The sequence below is a fragment of the Shewanella sp. 492 genome, from assembly GCF_059338445.1.
This window is the reverse complement of the sequence record NZ_CM181702.1, coordinates 1,389,612-1,410,076: the sequence shown is the minus strand read 5'-3', so window position 1 is coordinate 1,410,076 and position 20,465 is coordinate 1,389,612. Positions and strand designations below refer to the sequence as shown.

The following is a 20,465-nucleotide window of genomic DNA, read 5'->3' as shown; positions in this document are numbered from 1 at the left end:
TATTGTTACCCCAAGTTAATCGGAGGTAACAAATGCAAACAAGACGTTCATTTTTAAAACTAGGTGCAGGCGCCGCAGCTGCTGGCGCGCTAGTCCACTTCAGCTCAAATGCCAGTCCATCAGATATCAAATGGGATGAAAAACACGAAGTTGTTATTGTCGGCTCAGGCTTCGCAGGCCTCGCTGCAGCCGTAGAGGCGGGTAAGCTAGGTGCGAAAGACATTGTAGTATTTGAAAAGCTAGGTGTTTATGGCGGCAACAGCACACTCAACGCAGGCCAAGCCTGTTTTGCTAATACCGACTTACAAAAGAAGCTGGGTATTGAAGACAGCGCTGAGTTGATGGTGCAAGACCAACTAAAATCTGGCCGCGGCTACGCAAGCGAAGAACTCCTGCGTCATAGTGCCGAGCTTGGCCCCTATATCTACCAACTCACCAAAGATTGCGGCTGCGTTTACCGCGATCACATCATCAATACTGGCGGTACAAGCGCCACTCGCAGTCACCAAGTGATTGAGCGCAGTGGTTCTGGCTTTATTCGTCCTATGTTAAAAACCGCACGTAGCTACGGTGTAAAAACTAAAATCCGTCATAAATTCGAAGGCTTAATTACAGCCGAAGATGGCAAAGTTCTTGGCATCAAAGTGCGTCGCGGCTACCATTTTGGTCACGAAGACTCAGGCGAACTGATCAATGTAAAAGCCGATAAAGGGGTGCTTATTGCCACTGGTGGCTTTGGTGCCAACGTCAATTTCCGCCAAGCACTCGATCCAAATCTTGGTGCTGAAGTGGGTTGCACCAATGCGCGTGGCGCAACCGGCGATGGCCTTATCGCCATGCTCGCAGAGGGTGCTATGCCCGTGCACTTGAGCTTTATTCAATCTGGCCCCTGGGCATCACCAGATGAAGGCGGATTTGGCTATGGTGCTGGCTTCTCACTGTATAACTTCCCTCATTCAGTCGCCATTGACCGCTCAACTGGTCAACGTTTCATGAACGAAACCGCTGACCGAAAAATCCGTGCCGACTTAGAGGTTCAGCGCCGAGATAAAGACGGCAAACCAAACCCAGCACTGCTGATCGCACCTAAGCACGAAGCACAAAAAGATCCCTCTATGGAAAATGTGCTGCGCTACAAGGTCGCGTGGGAATTTGACTCAGTAGAAGCTATCGCCAAGCACTTTAATGTGCCCCTCAAGCCGCTTAAAAAACAGATTGACGATTGGAACACATATGTAAAAGCTGGCGAAGACCCTCAATTTGGCAAACGTATGAACATGAGTACCGGCATCTATCTCACCGCACCATTCATCGTGCAGCGTCTGTGGCCTAAAGTGCACTACTGCCAAGGTGGCATTCAAATCAATACTAAAGCAGAAGTCATTGCAGCGAAAACCGGCGCAAAAATTCCAGGTCTATACGCGGCGGGCGAAGTCTCTGGTGGCGTCCATGGCGTCAGCCGACTAGGTGGATGCTCAACCCCTGAATGCATGGCGTTTGGCGTTACCGCCGCTCGCTCAATCATGGAAGCGTAAGGATTTAACATGAATAAACTCAACCTATTACTTGTGCTGGCCTTAACTAGCTGTATTGCACTATCTGTACAAGCTCGAGATAAACGCGACTACCACGACATGGTCTATGACTCAGGTTGCAAAACCTGTCATGACCAAGGCACTAAGCGGTTTCCAACAGATGAAGTCTGCCTGCAATGTCACGACATGGGTGAACTCGCAGAGCAAACCAAACGCGAAGGCCACGACGCCAAACAGAATCCCCATGACAGCATGCATTACGGCCAAGAAGCCCCATGTATGGAGTGCCACGGAGAGCACAAACCAAAGCAAGCAATCTGTATGGATTGCCACAACTTTGCTTACCCAAAATTTAAATAATTCAATATTACTTTGAATCCATAACTAACCTAAACTGCCTAGTTTGGGTTAGTTAAATCGCTTTGTTGCAATCTTATCTAAAACTGAAATAAGAAAAATCATCATCTTAGGCTCAATTTATGCCATTGCCTCACCAGCTCACACTAGTTTTGAACTCCAATGAGATATTAGTATTCACATCTAAGCTTACGACTCCTTTCAAGCAAGGCACAACTGATATATGCTAACCATCACATCCAAAAGCGGTTTTTGAACCACTGAATTGAACTCGACTTTGATAATCGACACTAGTTGGATCAATTGGGTCATGCAGCTTTAAATATTCGAGTAAGATATCGGCATCAACAATCCCAGTGTCAATGGCATGTTCTAATACAGGGTATCCATTACCACCAGCGGCATTATAACTAGGCAAGCTAAAGCGATAATATCGCTTAGGGTCAAACGGCTTACCATCAATGCTGTTAATGGATACTTTTTTTAGACCGCAATCAACCGTCATATCTATGCCACTAAAATGGGCGAAACCACCCGAGCCTCTTGTCTGAGTGGCGACACTTGCCAGATAGTGCTGTAGATCCACCCCTTTCATTTTCGTGACGCTAACGGTGTTGGCGAAAGGCTGTACAGTTAACACATCTCGATAACTAATAGCACCTTTATCAATAGATGAACGAATACCACCCGAATTAATGATGCCAAAATCTGCATTGAATTCACCGCTACTTTGAGCAGTGGCAAGTAATACTCCCATTGCATTTATTTGATTACGCACTATCTTGCGGTTGCCGACTAATTCAGCCTTTGTATAGCCAATCACCTCATTGAGTATGGCTTCACCTTGTTGTTGAAAGGGGGTTAATAACTCCAGCATCTTGGGGTCTGCTGAAATTCGGGCGACTTCTGTTTCGCTATCTGAATCAAAATTAACGGGTATCAGCTGATAATGAGCAAGGTGCAACTTACCATTATAATATTCGAAATCTGCTCGACCGACATACTTGCCCCACTCATGGGCCTGCATGATCCAAGTACCTTTTTGATTGTCGGGGCGACATTCATCTCCAGGCTTAAAATCAGCGTATTGATTTGATTTAGCCATACAGACTGGATTTTGCGAGTGACCGCCAATAATACCATCAAGCTGCCCTCGATTTAGGCTTCTAGCTAATAACACATCCCCAGGGGTATTACTGCCATGCTTTCCATCTTGATAATGCCCCATGTGTGTCAGAGCAAAAACCAAATCGGGTTTTGGCCCGTGCTGCAAAATGGTTAAGGTGTTTTTGAGCGCGGTTTGCGGCGAAGTAAAACGCAATGATTTTACATATTCAGGATTCCCTATTTCTGCGGTTTGTTCTGTAGTTAACCCCACGATTGCAAGTGTTAGATGGCCTAAATTAAATAATTTATATGGCTCAAAATAAGGTTTCCATTCACCTTCATATTGACGATAAATATTGGCCGATAACATAGGGAACTTGGCCCACTTTCGCTGTTCATCAAGCACACTAAGTGGATTATCAAACTCATGATTTCCTACTGCCATTGCATCGTATTTAAGTAAATTCATTCCCATGAAGTCGGGTTTGGCATCCTGTAAATCAGACTCAGGTACGCCTGTATTGATATCTCCACCAGACAGCAGCAATACTTGTCCGCCTTGTGCATTGACCTCTACTCTTATCTGGTCAATCAAGGTTTTTCGAGCAGCCATGCCATACTCACCTTTGGAATTTGACCAAAATCGACCATGGTGATCATTGGTGTGTAGTACAGTAAATTTAACGCATTGTTCACCAGCTTCGCTACAACTTTGCACTTGTTCAGAACAGCCGGTTATTAGCAATATAGTGTATAGAAATGCTGTAGTAATAGGATTAAGAAACGGTTTCATACAAATCCCTATCGTTAAGTATTGTTTACCTGCTATGGCCAACACTAATTAACCAGCTTGATTTACTTATTTGAATTTACAAACAAGATGAAAAATAGCTAATTTAATATTAAATAGCATACAGAGTATTGAGTTAGCAGATAAGCAGTAAAACAAAAAGCCAGCAGTACAAAGTAAACTTCGTACTGCTGGACTTAATGTAACTTAACTTTGATTTAAAAAATTAAGATTCACAAGATTAACGGCGACGCCATAAAAGTGGAAGTAGTAATAGAAGTCCAGTCCCAAAACTACCTGCACCATCAGGTTTAACCCAACCCTCTTCTTGCTTATTTTTCACATTAACGCTGACGCTGGTGCTATATTGCTCTTGGCCATCACTCACGACAAGAGTGAACACCAACGCTTGATCTACAGATACTTCAGGAGCTGTAACATTAAGCACTAAGCCATCAGCAGTAAAATCTGCCTGTGCACCGCCAACTTGTTTCCAGCTGTATTGTAAGCCTGCTGGCTCATTAGCTATCTCAGCAGTAATTGTTGTGCTTTCAGTTTCATTGAGCTTAGTGTTACCAGTAAAACTGATATCAAGAGCCAATGGAACATTTACAACTTTAACAGCAACCACTTGGCTAGTTTCTAGTGCGCCATCACTTACCGTTAAGGTAAATTGCAGCTGTGTATCAGCGGCAACCTCTGGTGAAGTTAGCATTAACACTGCACTTGTGGCGTCAAAGTCTAACGCTGGACCTGCCGTTTGCTCCCATTTAAAGGTCAGTTCAGCACCGTCTTTAGAAACTGTTGCAGAAGCATCAAGCGTTAACGTTTCACCTTCATTAACCGTTTCTGGCGAGGCAATAATCACATCAACATCTAACTTTGGCGTTACTGGATCACCACATTGATCGCCGTACACAGCTTGTACCCATTCTGGGTTATCGATATAGGGGTTACGGTTCCCCTGATAAGTATACACAGCGTCATTTCGTTGAATGTCAGTAGCACTGACAGGGTCATGTTGATGCCATGTATAAAGCGTACATAATTTACCAATTATCGGCTCATTATTGGACACTTCATCAGCCGTTGTAATGCGATCGACAGCCACCAAATCAAGCATGTTACTATCGTTACCTTGATAACGAGTATCCATGTACATGATCATACGTGCGATATCACCTTTAACGATATCCCTAGGTTCAAAACAACGCTTGGCTGCATCTAAATAATTACCAGGGGCATCGGTTAATTCTGTACCAGTGTCACTACACTCATCAAAGTCATAATTACTGCGTGTTGAGTTAACCTTCACATTAGTCGGACGTAAATGATGCGCGTCGGTATAACCTAACTGCGATTCACTTGGGAATCCATGGCTTTTAGCCCAAACATGCTCACGATTCCAGTCATTAGTATTACCACCGTTACTATGTTTAGATACTGATTGACCAGTGTATAATTCAAGCACATTACTGCTATTACTTGGATCTTCATCAGTAAAGGTCAAAGCTGTCCAGACTTGTTTGTAAGTTAGCTGCTTGTGTCCAGTTGCAATGACAACCGAAAGTGCATTTTTCATCGATTCAGGTGAATCAAAATCACCATTAATCACACTTGAATAATACACATCACGATTAAAAGTATTAGGATCAGCAACTGGGGTTAGTGTTTCACAACCGGTACAGGGATCTGGGTCGATAGGTACCTGAGAGCACACAGCTTCACCGGAACAACCTAGACCATCTGCAGTATCTTTATCAAATACTGCCCATTGGTTAATATCACCAGGGAATGCAGCTGATGCATCAGTATCGCCAGTTGTAATACCATCTTTACGACGAAGGGTTTTATCTTTCGTCGAAAAATTAACATCATTGACATCTAACCATTCAGAGCCTGGGTCTTCGCCCATTTTACCAAAACGGTCGATGACGACACCGTCTTTGAAGAGCACTAATGCGTCATCGCCATTAAAATAGGTAACTGTTGAAACAGTTCCTAATTTAAATGCCTCATCGGCACTTGCATTGTGAAATACGATGCTATCACCAACGGCTAATGAGCCAGACAGGATTTCAGTATTGCCAGGCTCCGTTGTACCGTTAGTAAACAAAGATAACTTGTATTCAGCTGCGTCAAGGTCAATAGCACTACCACCTACATTCGATAATTCAACCGCTTTGTTGCTTCCACCACCCTCAATGTATTCTGTAATCAATAACACACCCGGTTGTATTGGGCATGCACCTTCACCAGGGCAACCAAGACCATCGCTAGTGTCTTTGTCAAACACAACCCACTGGTTATCGGTACCCGGAAAGTCAGCTTCAGCATTGGTCTCACCTACTGCAATGCTTTCTTTTCTTCTAAGGGTTTTGTCTTTAGTCGAAAAATTAACATTATTGGGGTCAGTCCATTCTGCACCTGGATCTTCACCACGTTTACCAAAGCGGTCAATAACAACACCATCTTTGGTTAATACCAGGGCGTCATCACCATTAAAGAAAGTAACATCAGACTCGATACCTACTTTAAACGCTTCGTCGGCGCCACCATTATGGTACACAAGACTGCGACCAGCAGCGAGCTGGCCAGTCAATGTCACCGTGTTACCCGGATCTGTGGCACCATTTGAGAGTAAAGAAAGTACATATAGAGCACTATCAAGATCGATGTTGCTATCACTCACATTTGAAATTTCGACTGCTTTATTACTTCCACCACCTTCTACATATTCGGTAATAACCAAATTTGCATGAGCAGCAGATGAAGCCGTGGCTAGTAGTAGAGCGACGGCTTTGGCGACTGAACTGATTTTATTATTCATAGTCGTATCTTTTTTTATTTGTTAATGAGAGGCGCACTACCCAGTTAGCTGGGCAGGCGCTTAGTCAGTTAATACAATTTACTTACGATTTTGGCGACGAAGTACCGATAAACCAAATAAGGAAAGTAGACCTAAAAATCCTACACTCCCACCCGTGTTATCTTTTTCTTCTTGCGTAATTTCAGCAACGAGGGCATCACGACTGGCAATCTCAAGATCAAATGACACCCCAGAACCTTGGATAACGCTACCATCACGTAGTAGTTCAACCTTAGCGGTATAATGTGCAGAAGGAGCGCCAAAGACTTCGAAGTTTATTAAGCTACTACCGTCTTTACTCAAGACAATATTAGGTTCAACTAATTGAGTTAAATCAAGCTTGGCTTCATCATCTTTAGGGGTCAGTTTGATGGTGGCGACGTCACCAGCAAGTGCACCGATATCTTCAGGTATCTGGTAAGGCACCTTAATCAATTTATTTAGCTTGGTCAGATACATTGAACGACCTGGATCTGTTTCACCTGGAAGGTAGCTCAAGGACACTAAAGCGGGATCATGATCAGATGAGCGGAAATGATCTTCAGCATAGAATTTATTAACTAGATTGTTGTAATCACCTTTGTATTCAACGTTATAGTCATATAGGCTCGACTCAGCAGCATTAATGTGCCAGTCTGCCGCATCGATCACTCGGTTTTCTAAAGATGGCGAAATTAGAATATGGTCAAGAGAACCAACTTCATCATTATATGAATAGCTCCACGCCGTTTTCCCTTTCTTTTCAAATACCTTAGAAACAATGTCCACATAACCATAACTCGTTGTGATCTCAACGGGAGAACCATCAAGATTAAATTGTGGTTTGGTACCAACAAACGTATGACTTGCCGTGATTAACGTTTTGTTGCGTGGATTTTGAGTCAATACTAATAAGGGATCTTCTTTAGCATAGGCATTAAGATCACCTAAAATGATTTTATCGCCTGGAACACTTTTTAACTCTTCTGCTAATTGCACCGCACCAGAAATACGGAACTCAGCACATGACCCTTGGAAATCAAGATCTGGCGCGTCTTTGGTCCAAACCGTTGCGTCACCAAACTCTACTCCCTGCCAATCTTCCCAACACGTCGAACCTTTAGACTTAAAATGATTAACAGCTAAGGTTAGGCGTTTACCTGTTTGATTAACAAGGAAAGTGGCAACTAACGCATCACGATGATAGTTTTGACCGCTTTCTAAGATTTCATCTCTTCCATCTTTAATGACTTCGTTATTGTCATTAACAATCGTAGGCGCTTTTTGCTGCGGCATAGTCACCACGCGCGTACGCTCAATACTTAGCTTACTCGGGCGGTAAATAATCCCCGTTGCAATTGCGTCCGAACCTAAGGCATCTAATTCATCAAGGATCTGATTACCATTATGGTCAAAACCAACAAATACATAGCGGTTTTCTGTTGAGTATGGCTTGTCATGGTTATTCGCATATTCATCGTTGTAATATACGTTCACTTCATTGACTAAATCAGCAATGGCACTTTTCAATCCAAAACCATTGTTTTCCATTTCCATTAACGCAACGACATCAGCATCTAGTGCACGAATTGCCTCTACCAATTTAGTTTTTTGTTGAATGAATTCATTATAGGTGTCAGCACCACGGCTTTGGCCGAATTGGTTTTGATCTCCACCAAATGGCGAATTAAAATAGTTAAATAAGTTTTGACTAGCAACACGTACTGCAAAATGGTTTTCTTCGGTGGTTTCGTCAAGCTCAGGACTATCTGTTCTGGGATAATTATGAACAAAGTTATGGCCTTTTAATTCATTTGTCACCGTCAGACTATAATCACCATAGCTATAGCTAATCACCCCTTCCATGCCTATGACACTATCGTTAATACGAATATAGTTTTGCTCAGGTGTGATACCGAAGTCTGGGTAATACGGGATATCACCATTGCCAGCTTTAATTGAACTTTCAACAATTAAACGGTAATCGTCATTTTGAGCCGCTGCCGCGATAGATTCAGGAGAACCCGCAATATTCTGTTGATTAGGTTGCAAATTGGGGCGCTGATAAGCCAAGGTAATATTGTTACGATAACTGTCATAATTAAAACTGAAACTGCGAGAAACCCGCATATTTTGCTCACCATGGACAAGCGGATTCATGTCTTCAGGTAAATTGACTAACATACCTTCATAGCGTTCAAGTGTACTTTCAAATGATTCACCATCTGACTCTAGCACTTCAATATTTGTTGGTATTGTCGCGGTATAGTTATTGTCAATAACGTCCCACTGTTCTGTAGAAATCTGAGTTTGCCCGAAGCTTTCCGCGACTTCTCCTCCTAAACACAGTGTATGGCCGACCATTTGAGGGTCCGCATTACCTGTTTCGACAAAAAGACCATCAGAGGTTAGTGGATCACCATCAGCAACGATATCGCGGAGGAAAAAACCTTTTGTCGGTAAGCTAACAACCGCAGTCACAACACCTTGCAGCGCAACGTCCTGGCCAACCAAAGGCGATGCACTACCATTACCTTGAATCTGACTAATTGTGGTTAAATTAGCACAAACAAAAGGCACATAAGCTTCAGCAAGATTTGGCGTACCTACTGTCGAAATATCAATAGGATTAATAACTTCCCACTGTGAAGCATCAAAAGTAGCGGATGCTGCTGGTGCATTACCTTCACTATCTTGACGACGACGTAAAGTGGTATCCTGAGCCCAAACGCTGGTATCATCTTTTGCCCCTACTCTATCAAGAATAGCGCTGCCATTCTTGATATAGAAACCATCATTACCGGTTAAATAAAAGTCCGTATAGCTAGTATCGGGGTGACCTGTTCCCACTACATAGGTGCCACCATTATCATTAATAGTTTTCTTATATTCCTCACTGGCATCTTTATTTATCACAACCAGTGATGAATTAGGGGCAATAGTCAGCCCAGTCAATAGTGGCTGGCCATCGGCATTTAACAGTTGGTTTTCGTATTTGCCATTACTCCATATAAATACAGCGGTATCATCTGTAAACGTAAAGGATTCTGTATCATGCGTATTGGTGATTTCGACTGAGCCATATTCGGCACCATAATCTTTTTGCACCATTTCAGTAATCAAGAGATCGTTAGCACCAGCGTAAGCGCCAGAACTGATAAGACTGGCTATTGCCAGTGAGAGAAAACTTTTCTTCATAGTAAACTCGATATGTAATTAACTTAGAATGGAACTAGAAGTACATGCGCATATAAGCATAACCAGCTTCAGGAGCTTCACCAACTCGACCTTCAACAGACAAGATAATGTCTTTCGCTGGACGATAGTTAAACCCTAAGCTTCCCCAACGACGATCTTTTCCGTACGCAAAAGGGAGCTCGGTATAGTCATAATTAGGGCTTTCAATATCCCAACTTTCATATTGTTCGTGGTTAGCTGAGGCAATAATTTCCCAAGATTCATTAAGATCGTATTTACTGCTTAAGGTCACGCCATAATTACAGTAAGTTTCATAGGCAAGGTAGACATCGCCACTTTTACGAGTTGCAATATCTTCATCTTCTAAGAAGGCATTTATACCAATTGCCAGTTCCGGTATCACACTGACTCTGAACCCCAGACCGACTAATTGTTGTTCACCATATTTAGATAAACCATCTGAGCCAGCGCGAGCTTCAACACCAACAACGGCTGAAACTACACCAGACATCCACCCGACATATCCATTAACAATGTCACCTTGCGGTGAACCATTCTTGTGTTTACCATCGTAAGAATAGGACAGGCCATATACTAAATGTTCAAACTTAGCTTCATATTTGACAGTATTCTCTTGGTCACCACCTTCTCCAGTTTCAACGGACTTGTTGAACGTAAAGTCGCCGAAGTGGTCGTATTCATCAAAAGCCGTATCGGTTAAGCCAGCCTCAATCCAATGATGGTCATCAAACTTATAGCCTACATACATTTTGTCTATTGCAAGTTCAAACTCACCGTCACCACCAAGCCAATTTCGGCGCTGGTAATCCAACTCTAAACGATAAATAAAGTTACTCCGCTCGCCCCTGACTCCCATGGTGGCAAAACTGTCATCTACGTAACCCTTAGTATCGTAAAACTCATCGTGGTTGTATTTTGAACTAGTTGCAAAATGACCACCGACACCCACTTCGCCGTACAGGCTGATATAATCTCCATTATCACTTTCTTGTAGTGTTAATGCGTTAGCGGCATGAGCACAAAACAAAGAAGCCAAGGCGATTGCAACGGTTTTTTTTCTAAGCATCGCATATATTTCCATTTGATAAACTTCAGCCCCATCGTAGTACGGGCCTAAATTTGATTAGATAATTATTTATGTATGATTAATTTGGGGAGGAAGAATGTTTTTCAATGTTAAGCAATTCCGACATACACGAAAAAAACACTCTTAAATGTCTAAGAAATGGCCATTGAAATTTTGAAGCGATATGTACACTCAGGTTAACAATATTAAAAGTTGAGCGTCTAACATCAACATGACAAATAACGCAAAACAAATATGCTTTAAATATGAGTGTTAAAACAACACATCAACCCCTCGCAACTAAGTTACAGCGAAATTACAATCAGACCACTATCGAACAACATTTTTTTACAATCGACCATATAAATCAACATAACCATATTAGGTAAGCTGTAAGTCTAAGGCAAGAGAAAAAGTGTGATGTTAGTTCAAAAAAGTATATTTACTTCAGGCTATTAAGACGAAGCACAAATTTTAAAAAATTAAAATTTAGAAACTGAACCAATTATTACGCTTAAAATACAACGAAATCACTAACCGGTGAATGCTTACAAATCTGGGGCAAGGAAAGGGGCTTATTGATGGGATTGATGTTAAAACACATCAGCACAGTTTCTGGTGCTTCTGATGGGGAAAATCAAACTGTAGCACTAGGCCATGGTGCTAAATATAAGCAACATCCACCTCATTGCAAACAACAATGGTTTCCCAAGTAAGTCATTGTGGCTAGAGGAGAAGTCCATGATAACAAAGCCGCTAATTGAGCTATTACTACAAAGTGATTTTATTATCTTTGACAAAGATTACAACAGTGAAGCAATGAGAGATACAGTGCGCTAATGTGGCGCGATAGCAACTCATTATGACAAGTAGATCGTTCATTTCAAAAGCATGTTAACTTACTCGATAATTGGACTGCCAATGTGAAAAACCACCGCCACTAGAAATAATATGTTCGCACAGTAAATCATCTAGCTTCCATACTTACTTAAACTTAATAAATATAAAAATAGTTATCAAAAGATATAATTTAATATAAAACCCAAATAAACGGCAGCCACTGTTTATATCACGAAACAGTAAAAATAGAAAAAATAAACTACAAAACCCTATTTAACAGCAAAATCAAATCGAGAATGAAGATGAAAACAGACAACAACACAAGGCAAGTTCTCAAATGAGAACAATGTTGAATTGAAAAATCTGGCAATAGATATTTAGATAAAAGTATTTAATAGTACTCTTCGACGAAATAAAACCAGCGTTTTCCGTTAGCTCTACCTCCGAACCATAAAACTTACTCTGCATGTATCGATAGGAAATTGACATACCAACGTAAAAATATGATGTTATATCATCGACAGTCCATTCATTGGCAGCTTCAATAAATAAAGTTATGTGCCGCCATTTTTCATAAATGTCAGTAATGGCTTAGCGTCGAACTTGTCCATGACCCTCATAGCTTAATTTTATATGATTTTGACAGCATGAAATAACCCGGACGGGTTCAACTTGGTGCTGTATGCTTCATCGGCTAACACCAGCTAGATGATGTGACAAAATTGAGATTCGACCTAAGCTCACTTTTTTATCATTTAGATGAGTCATTGCTCGTGGCTAATGCACTGGCCATTGATGGTACCACCGTCACCGGATCGAGTCGCATCTGGAACCAGTTGATGCGCCAATCCAGATGTGGGCCCGTCACTCTGCCCGTAGCCCCCACCTCTGCAATGGCTTGTCCCTGTTTGATTATCTCGCCAGGCTTCACATACAACTTACTAAGATGAAGAAAACTTGAACTGACGCCATAGCCATGATCTAAGATAACTGTGCCGCCAGAATAAAACATATCTGGCACAGCGAGAGTGATCACCCCATCGGCAGGGGCCACTACTACGGTTCCCGTTTTCGCTGCCACATCGACACCAAAATGGGGATTACCAGGCTTACCGTTATAGACTCGTTGACTGCCATAGACTCCAGATATTCTGCCCGTTAACGGCCAAATAAAATCTTGAGCGAAGGCCTCTTGAGTTGAGAATTGACTTCTGGCCGCCTTTACCTGTTTGCTATCTTGAGCCGCTCTGGCTTGTGCTTTGGGATCGGGCTTCATGATTTTTTTCGCGATACCCGTCAGGCTATCGATCTGGTACTGTTTCTCACTAATAGTTAGCGGTTTTATTTGCGTCAGCCCATCGGGATAAACTAAGGTTAACTTTTGCGAAAGCGCTGCATCCCGTTCAAAACCAAATACAAAGCTCCCCTTAGGAGTCACCTTTATTTCGCTGCCGTTAAGGTACACTGAGGTACCTGGCGTGGTTTGAGCACGGATTAACGCCCCTTGCTCTAACGTGCCATTGAGGGTCACTTGCGCCATTGCCAAACCACTAAAACCTAGCGATATGGCGCCGAGCAATACAGCCAAATAGTTCAAATATACCTCCTTAAACGACAACGATAACCATGGATAAAGCCGCGATTACGCCGCGCCGCCTTTGACCGAAATAGCCCCTTTACCCACACCTTCATAAGCGATCACTTTAAATTCGCTATCGGGTGCTTCAGCGACCATAGTATTGGCGATAAACTCGGCTAGCAGTTCTACCGTTGTATCATGGGGGATGATTTCACAGCGTTTTTTCGGCATAGCCAACTGGAAGTCGCCCTGTGGGGCCACGTAATGAAAACCATAATGGGTCTCATCGTTAACCTCAGTTTGTGGTGATAAATCAAGTTCATCAACCTCTACTACATCATCGGCTGAACCTAAATAGATATCTTTCCAGCGGCGACTCCAATATTCGTCCCATTGCGGTGCAGCGATGCTATTTTCGAACACATTAATGGGGCTGCGATGACCGTGAGCGATACGCTGACAGTTACCGTCGTGTTTTTTTAACCCATGGGAATAATGATAAAACGGCGTGTCGTGTATTTCATTACGGAGCGTCAATGCGATACCATTGACATTATCCGGTAACACCTCGGCAAGGGCCTTTTGTAAGAAGGTGTTAACGCTATCAAAATCGATAATTTCGGTCGGAATAAGCGCGAAGGCTTGCGCGGGACAAGCTAGATGAATATCGCCTTGCAGACTATCAAAATCCATCCATACACGGTTACCCTGTTGCTGCCAACGCACCTCTGAGCAGGCGGTGGGGATCAATAAGCGATGATCCGCGACATCATCAATGGTGTTTTTGATAGTGCGCTTCACCTTAGCAAAGTCCAGCACCATGTTTTGCTCATCTAACCCACCATCAAGTAAAACATCAACAATCCAGCTCTCGCCTACCATGCCTCGGATTGGACACAGGTAAGAAAAGTCGATAACAGTTAAATCTCTAACAAAAAGTTGCATTTAATCTCCTGGCAGAAAAACAGTCTGCCTGTATTTATCCCATTAGCGAACTGCCAACGGATATAGTCATAAGCCATGATTTCACCTTATCAGTGACATTTTAGCAAGTCATGGTGAAAAGGTTGCGCAATAAAAACCCGCCAATCCACTATCTGTCATCACAAAAAAGCGCCCATATTTAGGGCGCTTTTGCGAGCTATTTCGCGAACTTAAGCTTTTAGGTTCGCTCAAAAAACTATTGTCCGCCCTTTAGACGTCGATCTAACTGATCCTTAAGATTAGCTGGCACGCCTTTGATCAGAATAGAATCAGAAATAGGATCATAAATCACTCGCTCGCCTAAGTGTTGCCCATCAAAACTTAGGGTCACACCGCCGCCAGTGCCTGAAAACTTTTTCAGTTGACGCAGTGTCGGCTTATCACCGGGAAACTCATCTTCAAGCTCGTAGTCGCCACCTTGGGCAAAATCGTAAAACGAGTCCATGCCCGAATCGGCTAATTCATCGGCCAAATCTTTTAATTGAATATCAGCGCCGGTATCACAACGCTCGCTGCAGTAATCAAACACCTTTTCACGGCACTGCTGGCGCTCATCTTTAGTGAGTTCGCTGCTGGCGACAAAATCTTCAACTGCGTTCATCAGTTGCTTATTTTGTACCTTAGTATTAACCCCTTCGACACAGCCCATAAAGTCGAGGAAAAAATCGGCCACTTTGCGGCCCGCACGACCACGAATAAAGGAGATATATTTAACCGAGTCAGGATCGGCTTGCCATTCGGTTAAATCGATACGGGCAGCCAGCTGTACATTATTTAAATCCAGATGGGTATTTTGCGACAGTTCCATATCGTCGAGCACAGTCATTGATGACTTGGCATTAAGCAGTGACACATAAAGGTAGTCACTGGTCATATGGGTATAGCAAGACAGTAGCAAGAAACCGCCTTGACTGAAGTCATATTTAGCCAGCTCTTCTTGCAGTAACTTACCCGCCAAACTCGAAAACTCAACAAAGCCTAAATCGCCATTACGGTATGCTGTTAACGCTTCTTTAAACTTAGGATTAGCCTCTCCGTCTTCACCGTGAGTACCAAAATGACCAAAGCCTTTACCCGCCTTGGTGGTATAAGTTTGATGCAGCTCTTCGAGCATAGTTTCTACGGCTTGGCTGTTTAAAAGCGGTTGGGGACGCAATCTGCAGCTCAGTTGGCCTTCGCCATCTTGGGAAATAGCGTGAATAATTGCTTGTTCGACGTTAATACTCATAAGCCTCGATAGTGATAATGGTAGAAATCCGTTATTATATGCTGCTATTTCAAATTAAAGTGAACAATTTTTCAATTATGGCTATTCAATCTAAATATTCGAACGCACAAGTTGAGTCTATTCTTGCTGAAATGCTAGCAGTACTCGACAAACATCAAGCCCCAACCGACCTGAGTTTGATGGTGCTGGGTAACTGTGTCACCGATCTACTGATGCGCAAGGTGCCTCAAGAGGCTCGCGGCCAAGTTGCACAGCAATTTGCTAACGCCTTAACTCAATCAGTTAAAGGCTAAAGTTTGGCTTAGTTATTTTACGAGTGAAAATCTTGTTTTTATTCGTAAAAAACTAGTAAAGTCGAACAATAGATAATTAAGATAGATTTTTATTTCAACTGATTAGCGGATCCCTATGATCGAGCGAAAGAAAGAGATGAGTCGTGACCGCGTGTCACGCTTAGTGAGCTGGGGCCATTGGTTTGCCTTTTTTAATGGCTTCCTAGGGATGATTATTGGTGTCCGCTATATCGAAACCGTCGGCGCACCAGAGTCTTGGATTGGCTGGAGCTACTTAATTATCAGTACGTTAGGCCATTTTAGCTTTTTAGCCTTTATCGTTTACTTGGTGGTGCTATTTCCTATCACCCTACTATTACCCTATTCCAAAATACTCAGAGGGTTAGCCGCCGTAGCGGCAACCCTTAGTCTGTGTATTTTACTCTATGACACCATTATCTATGATGATTATGGCTTACACCTCAGCCCCTTTGTATTTGATATCGCCTGGGCCGATCTGAATGCATTACTTCAAGGCACCTCTTATATTGTCACACCACTGGGAATAATAATCCTCGAACTGACCGCCGCAAATTACTTATGGAAACGCATCGAAAGCATTCGTAAATCAAATTATGGTTATAAAGTGGTGATATTTATTGGCTGTTGTTTTGTCAGCAGTCACCTAATCCACATCTGGGCCGATGCAGCCGACATTCAAGAAATCACCCGATTAGATGATGCCTACCCATTATCTTATCCAGCAACGGCTCGCTCATTTATGGAGAGTCATGGCATCGAAAAAAGCAGCATAAACTCAGCGGAGCCTCATATCCAACCGTCGCTCAACTACCCAATCTCCGCACTTCAATGCCAGGCAAGCCATCACGCCAATATGCTGATTATCGCCATTGACGGCTTTAGAGCTGATTTACTCGACCAAAACACCATGCCCTTTTTGCATCAATACGCCCAGCAAAATCATTATTTTAGCCAACATTTAAGTGGCGGAAATGTACATCGTAGTGGCATGTTTTCACTACTGTATAGTTTGCAAGGCAGTTACATTAACGCCAATGACTTAAATTATCGGTCGCCGGTATTGACTCAGCAACTCAAACAGCAAGGTTATGCTTTAGCCCATTTTGCACCGCAAATGGCATTATCCCAGCCATTAGCCATGTATCAGGATTTTGAGAGCCATCTCCAAGACACCGACAGCGGTATCGCGGCTGCAGATATAAAGGCTATTGAAACCTTTACACAATGGCAACTGCAGCAGAATGCCGCTTGGTTTGCATTAATCAATTTACAAAGTCCAGACAGCTATGACACGCCTATCGGATTTCTGGGCATTGAAACCGTCAAACCTCAACATGAATTGAAACCAGCGCAAAAAGTGCTGTTTAATCAATATCGTCAATCATTAAACTTTATTGATAAACAACTGGCCAAGCTGTTAAGTGAAACACCCGATGACACCTTAGTAATCATCACTGGGGTGAGTGGTAAAGTCTTTACCAGTAATAACGATGAACCACGCTCAAATTTTTCACCAGCGAATGTCAACGTGCCACTCATCATCAACTGGTCTGGAAATCAGTACGCGAAAACTGTCGATTACCCCACCAGCCATAATGGTATCGTGCCCACATTAATGACACAGATGCTAAATTGTAACAATAAGGCCTCTGACTATAGTTCAGGTGAAAGCCTGCTACAGCCAAGCTCAGCAAGCTGGACTTACATAGGCGATGATCAAGTATTCGGTATCTATCAAGAAGATGAGATCACTGTTATCGATCGCCATGGTAAATATCGTATCTACAACAAAGACTACAGTCAGCAGTTACGTAAAAAAATCAGCGCTCCAGAATTGATAGAGGTGATGCGCGAGGGGCGAAGATTCTATCATCATTAGGGTATCTAAGCAGTTAGCGCCTATAAACTAAGCAATTAACCATTATTGGCGCGCTTAATACTTGCAGAACCCAAGTTGGCTTGATAAAGTTCTGCCTGTCTTAAACAGACCCCAATGTTTTTCTGTTTTGGATATAATCGGTATGTAGCGCAGCCCGGTAGCGCACTGTCATGGGGTGTCAGGGGTCGGAGGTTCGAATCCTCTCATACCGACCAAATTCTAAGAAGCCAGCTTAATCGCTGGCTTTTTTTATGCCAGTTTGTAACCTTACTATCCATCACCTCATGCTAAGCGCGCCTTTTAGTTATCGATTTGTTTCCCCTCAAAGCACTTGCAATCGTAGTGGATAAAACTTAAGAGATGGCAAATTTAGAAAACCCTTTCTTCTAAGGCGTCACTCGTCTCTCTAGCGATTATCAAGAATGTAATAAATTACTATAAAAATGATATATTTAGTTGGTAATTTACCATGTTAATAACTTAAACTAGGCCAATACATAAAGGTAACGTTTGCCTGCGACGACAAAAATCAATTTCACATAGGGATTTATGCAATTGATAAATAAGCGCCACCTTACATTTGCAATAGTTTTGGGGTTGCTGGGACTATTACTGAATTTAGTGCCTATACCACTATTCGGTAATCAACAGCTTATTATCGGTAACCTGTTTTTTGTGATTGTCGCGGTATTCTTAGGCCCTTGGTATGCCTTGCTCACTGCATTGATGTGCGCGAGCGGTTTATATCTAGCTTGGGATAGTTGGCACACTTTCATCTTATTTCCACTCGAAGCCTTATGGCTGGGTTACGCGCGGCGTAAAGAATATTACTCTCTGTATGCCGATGTGAGTTTTTGGCTCATAGTCGGTATGCCGCTATTTTATATTTTAGTACGCTTTGTACTAGTGATGCCTGAAAGCTATATGCTTTTCACCACCCTAAAACAAGGGATTAATGGCATACTCTATACTTCACTAGGCACTATCCTCATCACTATGCTCCCGCAACGATGTTATATTGCTGGGAAGATTAAAAACCAACGTCGTAAGAGCTTTAATCAGCAACTCACTTATACCTTTACTCAATTATTGACATTAGCCTTGCTGGTTTCGGCATTGACCTTTAATAACCTCTCCATTAACCATCAGCAGTTAGATGTTAAACGCCAACTCGAAGATACCGCGCTGCATTTAGGCAAGGCTACCGACACGTTTATCGACACCCATGTGAACGCCATCGATACCGCCGCTCGTTGGTTAAGCTTCTCTGTATATGATCCTGAACGATGGCAAATGCTATTGTTAAAGCTACATAAAAACTATCCTGATTTTGTCTCTATGCTAATCGCTAATGAGCAGGCACATATCAAAAATTCGAGCCCCATTATTAACATTGATAGCTCGAAAAACATTACCCCGGCTAGCATCATGGATCGCCATTATTTCCAACAAGCGTTTTTCAACCAACTAACCTACACCTCACCGGTATTTTTAGGTCGAGGTTTCGGCTCTACCCCCATCGTCGCGATCAGCGCGCCCCTTTACCACATGAATACTCCGCTGGAGCCGGTAGGAATAATAGAAGGCTCGTTAGAGCTTGCAAACTTTGCACAAATTTATCAACGCCTTTCAGATGAGACGCAGCACAATATTGTGCTCACCGACGAAAATAATCTTGTGATCTATGCATCACCCGCTCTCAATAAGCAGCCCTTAAGTGAATTTGCGTTCTCTCACAGTGGCTTTAGCTATAAAACCAGCTTGGCCATGCTCAATATTAAACAACGAGACAATAAAAGCCCCGAGTTTGCCTATGCCAAACACATAGTAAAAAACGGCTGGACACTTTATGTGCTCACACCATTCACCCCATTGGTAGAGCAAGTTGAAAGTCAATATTTCACTACTTTTGGTATCTTATTATTATCATTTATGCTCTCTATTGCGATTATCAAAGTGATCAGTTTACGACTCACTCAGCCACTTGAAGCTATCGCCAACAAATTCAGTAATTGGCATCCGCAGGATCAAGAGGACGCCACCTTAAATGACTCTACACCACAAGAGATCTGTACCTTATCCAGCAGCATTTTAAAGAGTAAGCAGGAGCTGATCAGCTACCAATTAGAACTAGAGGAAAAAGTAGCTCTGAGAACCAAAGAGCTACAAGCGGCTAACACAAAACTACGTTTACTCGCCGAAAAAGATGAATTAACTCAGCTCTACAATCGCCGTTACACCGAAACTCACTTCCCTCGATTAAACGATATGTGTCAACGCAGCTGCGCTGCCATGGCATTTTGCATCGTTGATATTGATCATTTCAAAAGTATTAATGATACCTACGGCCATCAAGCTGGAGATAACGCCTTAATCCACTTAGCCCAGATCATGCAGCAATTTTTTAAACGAGATACTGACCTTATTTCTCGCTATGGTGGTGAAGAATTTCTGATTATTTTACCCCTATGCAATCCGCAAGAAGTAGAACAACATCTTAATGAATTTAGGCAGCAGGTATTTGATGCTCTGATCCCAATAAGTTCTGAAAATAGTATCCAACTGACCATCAGTATTGGTGCAGTAATAAGTAATAATCATTACCAAAGCGATATAGATTATTGGTTTAAGCAAGCCGATATCAATCTCTATCAAGCAAAAAAAGATGGCCGCAATCGCGTCATCAGCAGCCAACTTATTACTCAACCGCACGAGTAAC

At 42.6% G+C, this 20,465-nt stretch carries 12 protein-coding genes and 1 tRNA gene; 6 read left to right on the top strand and 7 right to left on the bottom strand.

The window, feature by feature from the left end; all coding sequences use genetic code 11:
* The first annotated feature begins 32 nt into the window (after positions 1-32).
* Together AC5YBX_RS06370 and AC5YBX_RS06365 are read left to right on the top strand one after the other, a co-directional pair.
* The gene (locus AC5YBX_RS06370; RefSeq protein WP_494524615.1) at positions 33-1,535 is read left to right on the top strand and encodes a flavocytochrome c; all 1,503 of its coding nucleotides are present in this window, start codon (positions 33-35) and stop codon (positions 1,533-1,535) included.
* Between the two features lie 9 nt (positions 1,536-1,544).
* Complete coding sequence (locus AC5YBX_RS06365) at positions 1,545-1,895, top strand: cytochrome c3 family protein (protein ID WP_494524614.1); 351 nt, start codon at positions 1,545-1,547, stop codon at positions 1,893-1,895.
* Between the two features lie 223 nt (positions 1,896-2,118).
* Here AC5YBX_RS06365 and ushA read toward each other — a convergent pair whose 3' ends face one another.
* From ushA to yejK, 7 genes are all read right to left on the bottom strand, one after another.
* Positions 2,119-3,792, bottom strand: coding sequence for a bifunctional UDP-sugar hydrolase/5'-nucleotidase UshA (gene ushA / locus AC5YBX_RS06360; RefSeq protein WP_494524613.1), 1,674 nt, complete (start codon positions 3,790-3,792; stop codon positions 2,119-2,121).
* A gap of 238 nt (positions 3,793-4,030) precedes the next feature.
* Positions 4,031-6,619 (bottom strand): endonuclease, encoded by a 2,589-nt coding sequence (locus AC5YBX_RS06355; protein ID WP_494524612.1) that lies wholly within the window; start codon positions 6,617-6,619, stop codon positions 4,031-4,033.
* A 78-nt stretch (positions 6,620-6,697) separates the two neighbouring features.
* A complete protein-coding gene (locus AC5YBX_RS06350; protein ID WP_494519548.1) occupies positions 6,698-9,835 on the bottom strand; it encodes an ExeM/NucH family extracellular endonuclease in 3,138 nt (1,045 codons plus the stop codon).
* Positions 9,836-9,869: 34 nt separating this feature from the next.
* Positions 9,870-10,937 (bottom strand): porin, encoded by a 1,068-nt coding sequence (locus tag AC5YBX_RS06345; protein ID WP_494524611.1) that lies wholly within the window; start codon positions 10,935-10,937, stop codon positions 9,870-9,872.
* 1,576 nt (positions 10,938-12,513) lie between these two features.
* Positions 12,514-13,302 (bottom strand): M23 family metallopeptidase, encoded by a 789-nt coding sequence (locus AC5YBX_RS06340; RefSeq protein WP_494521639.1) that lies wholly within the window; start codon positions 13,300-13,302, stop codon positions 12,514-12,516.
* 102 nt (positions 13,303-13,404) lie between these two features.
* Positions 13,405-14,286 carry a 6-carboxytetrahydropterin synthase gene (locus AC5YBX_RS06335; protein ID WP_494524610.1) on the bottom strand — a complete coding sequence of 294 codons (882 nt, stop codon included), beginning with the start codon at positions 14,284-14,286 and terminating at the stop codon, positions 13,405-13,407.
* 235 nt (positions 14,287-14,521) lie between these two features.
* Positions 14,522-15,553: a nucleoid-associated protein YejK gene (gene yejK / locus AC5YBX_RS06330; protein WP_110456279.1), complete on the bottom strand. Its 1,032-nt coding sequence runs from the start codon at positions 15,551-15,553 to the stop codon at positions 14,522-14,524.
* Positions 15,554-15,630: 77 nt separating this feature from the next.
* Between yejK and AC5YBX_RS06325 the strand changes: the two genes are divergently transcribed.
* The 4 genes from AC5YBX_RS06325 to AC5YBX_RS06310 all read left to right on the top strand — a co-directional run bounded on the left by AC5YBX_RS06325 (position 15,631) and on the right by AC5YBX_RS06310 (position 20,464).
* Positions 15,631-15,846, top strand: coding sequence for a YejL family protein (locus AC5YBX_RS06325; RefSeq protein WP_494521640.1), 216 nt, complete (start codon positions 15,631-15,633; stop codon positions 15,844-15,846).
* A 115-nt stretch (positions 15,847-15,961) separates the two neighbouring features.
* On the top strand, positions 15,962-17,746 hold the full coding sequence (locus AC5YBX_RS06320) for a DUF3413 domain-containing protein (RefSeq protein ID WP_494524609.1): 1,785 nt from the start codon (positions 15,962-15,964) through the stop codon (positions 17,744-17,746).
* Between the two features lie 138 nt (positions 17,747-17,884).
* Positions 17,885-17,961 (top strand) — tRNA-Pro (locus AC5YBX_RS06315).
* 334 nt (positions 17,962-18,295) lie between these two features.
* The gene (locus AC5YBX_RS06310; protein WP_494524608.1) at positions 18,296-20,464 is read left to right on the top strand and encodes a sensor domain-containing diguanylate cyclase; all 2,169 of its coding nucleotides are present in this window, start codon (positions 18,296-18,298) and stop codon (positions 20,462-20,464) included.
* The last annotated feature ends 1 nt before the right edge of the window (position 20,465 follow it).

What these genes read in the sequence shown, in the direction of transcription:
- AC5YBX_RS06350 (WP_494519548.1), bottom strand. Translation starts at nt 9,835, where the DNA reads ATGAAGAAAAGTTTTCTCTCACTGGCAATAGCCAGTCTTATCAGTTCT.
- AC5YBX_RS06355 (WP_494524612.1), bottom strand. Translation starts at nt 6,619, where the DNA reads ATGAATAATAAAATCAGTTCAGTCGCCAAAGCCGTCGCTCTACTACTA.
- AC5YBX_RS06310 (WP_494524608.1), top strand. Translation starts at nt 18,296, where the DNA reads ATGCAATTGATAAATAAGCGCCACCTTACATTTGCAATAGTTTTGGGG.
- AC5YBX_RS06370 (WP_494524615.1), top strand. Translation starts at nt 33, where the DNA reads ATGCAAACAAGACGTTCATTTTTAAAACTAGGTGCAGGCGCCGCAGCT.
- AC5YBX_RS06340 (WP_494521639.1), bottom strand. Translation starts at nt 13,302, where the DNA reads ATGGCGCAAGTGACCCTCAATGGCACGTTAGAGCAAGGGGCGTTAATC.
- AC5YBX_RS06320 (WP_494524609.1), top strand. Translation starts at nt 15,962, where the DNA reads ATGATCGAGCGAAAGAAAGAGATGAGTCGTGACCGCGTGTCACGCTTA.
- AC5YBX_RS06335 (WP_494524610.1), bottom strand. Translation starts at nt 14,286, where the DNA reads ATGCAACTTTTTGTTAGAGATTTAACTGTTATCGACTTTTCTTACCTG.
- AC5YBX_RS06345 (WP_494524611.1), bottom strand. Translation starts at nt 10,937, where the DNA reads ATGGAAATATATGCGATGCTTAGAAAAAAAACCGTTGCAATCGCCTTG.
- AC5YBX_RS06325 (WP_494521640.1), top strand. Translation starts at nt 15,631, where the DNA reads ATGGCTATTCAATCTAAATATTCGAACGCACAAGTTGAGTCTATTCTT.
- yejK (WP_110456279.1), bottom strand. Translation starts at nt 15,553, where the DNA reads ATGAGTATTAACGTCGAACAAGCAATTATTCACGCTATTTCCCAAGAT.
- ushA (WP_494524613.1), bottom strand. Translation starts at nt 3,792, where the DNA reads ATGAAACCGTTTCTTAATCCTATTACTACAGCATTTCTATACACTATA.
- AC5YBX_RS06365 (WP_494524614.1), top strand. Translation starts at nt 1,545, where the DNA reads ATGAATAAACTCAACCTATTACTTGTGCTGGCCTTAACTAGCTGTATT.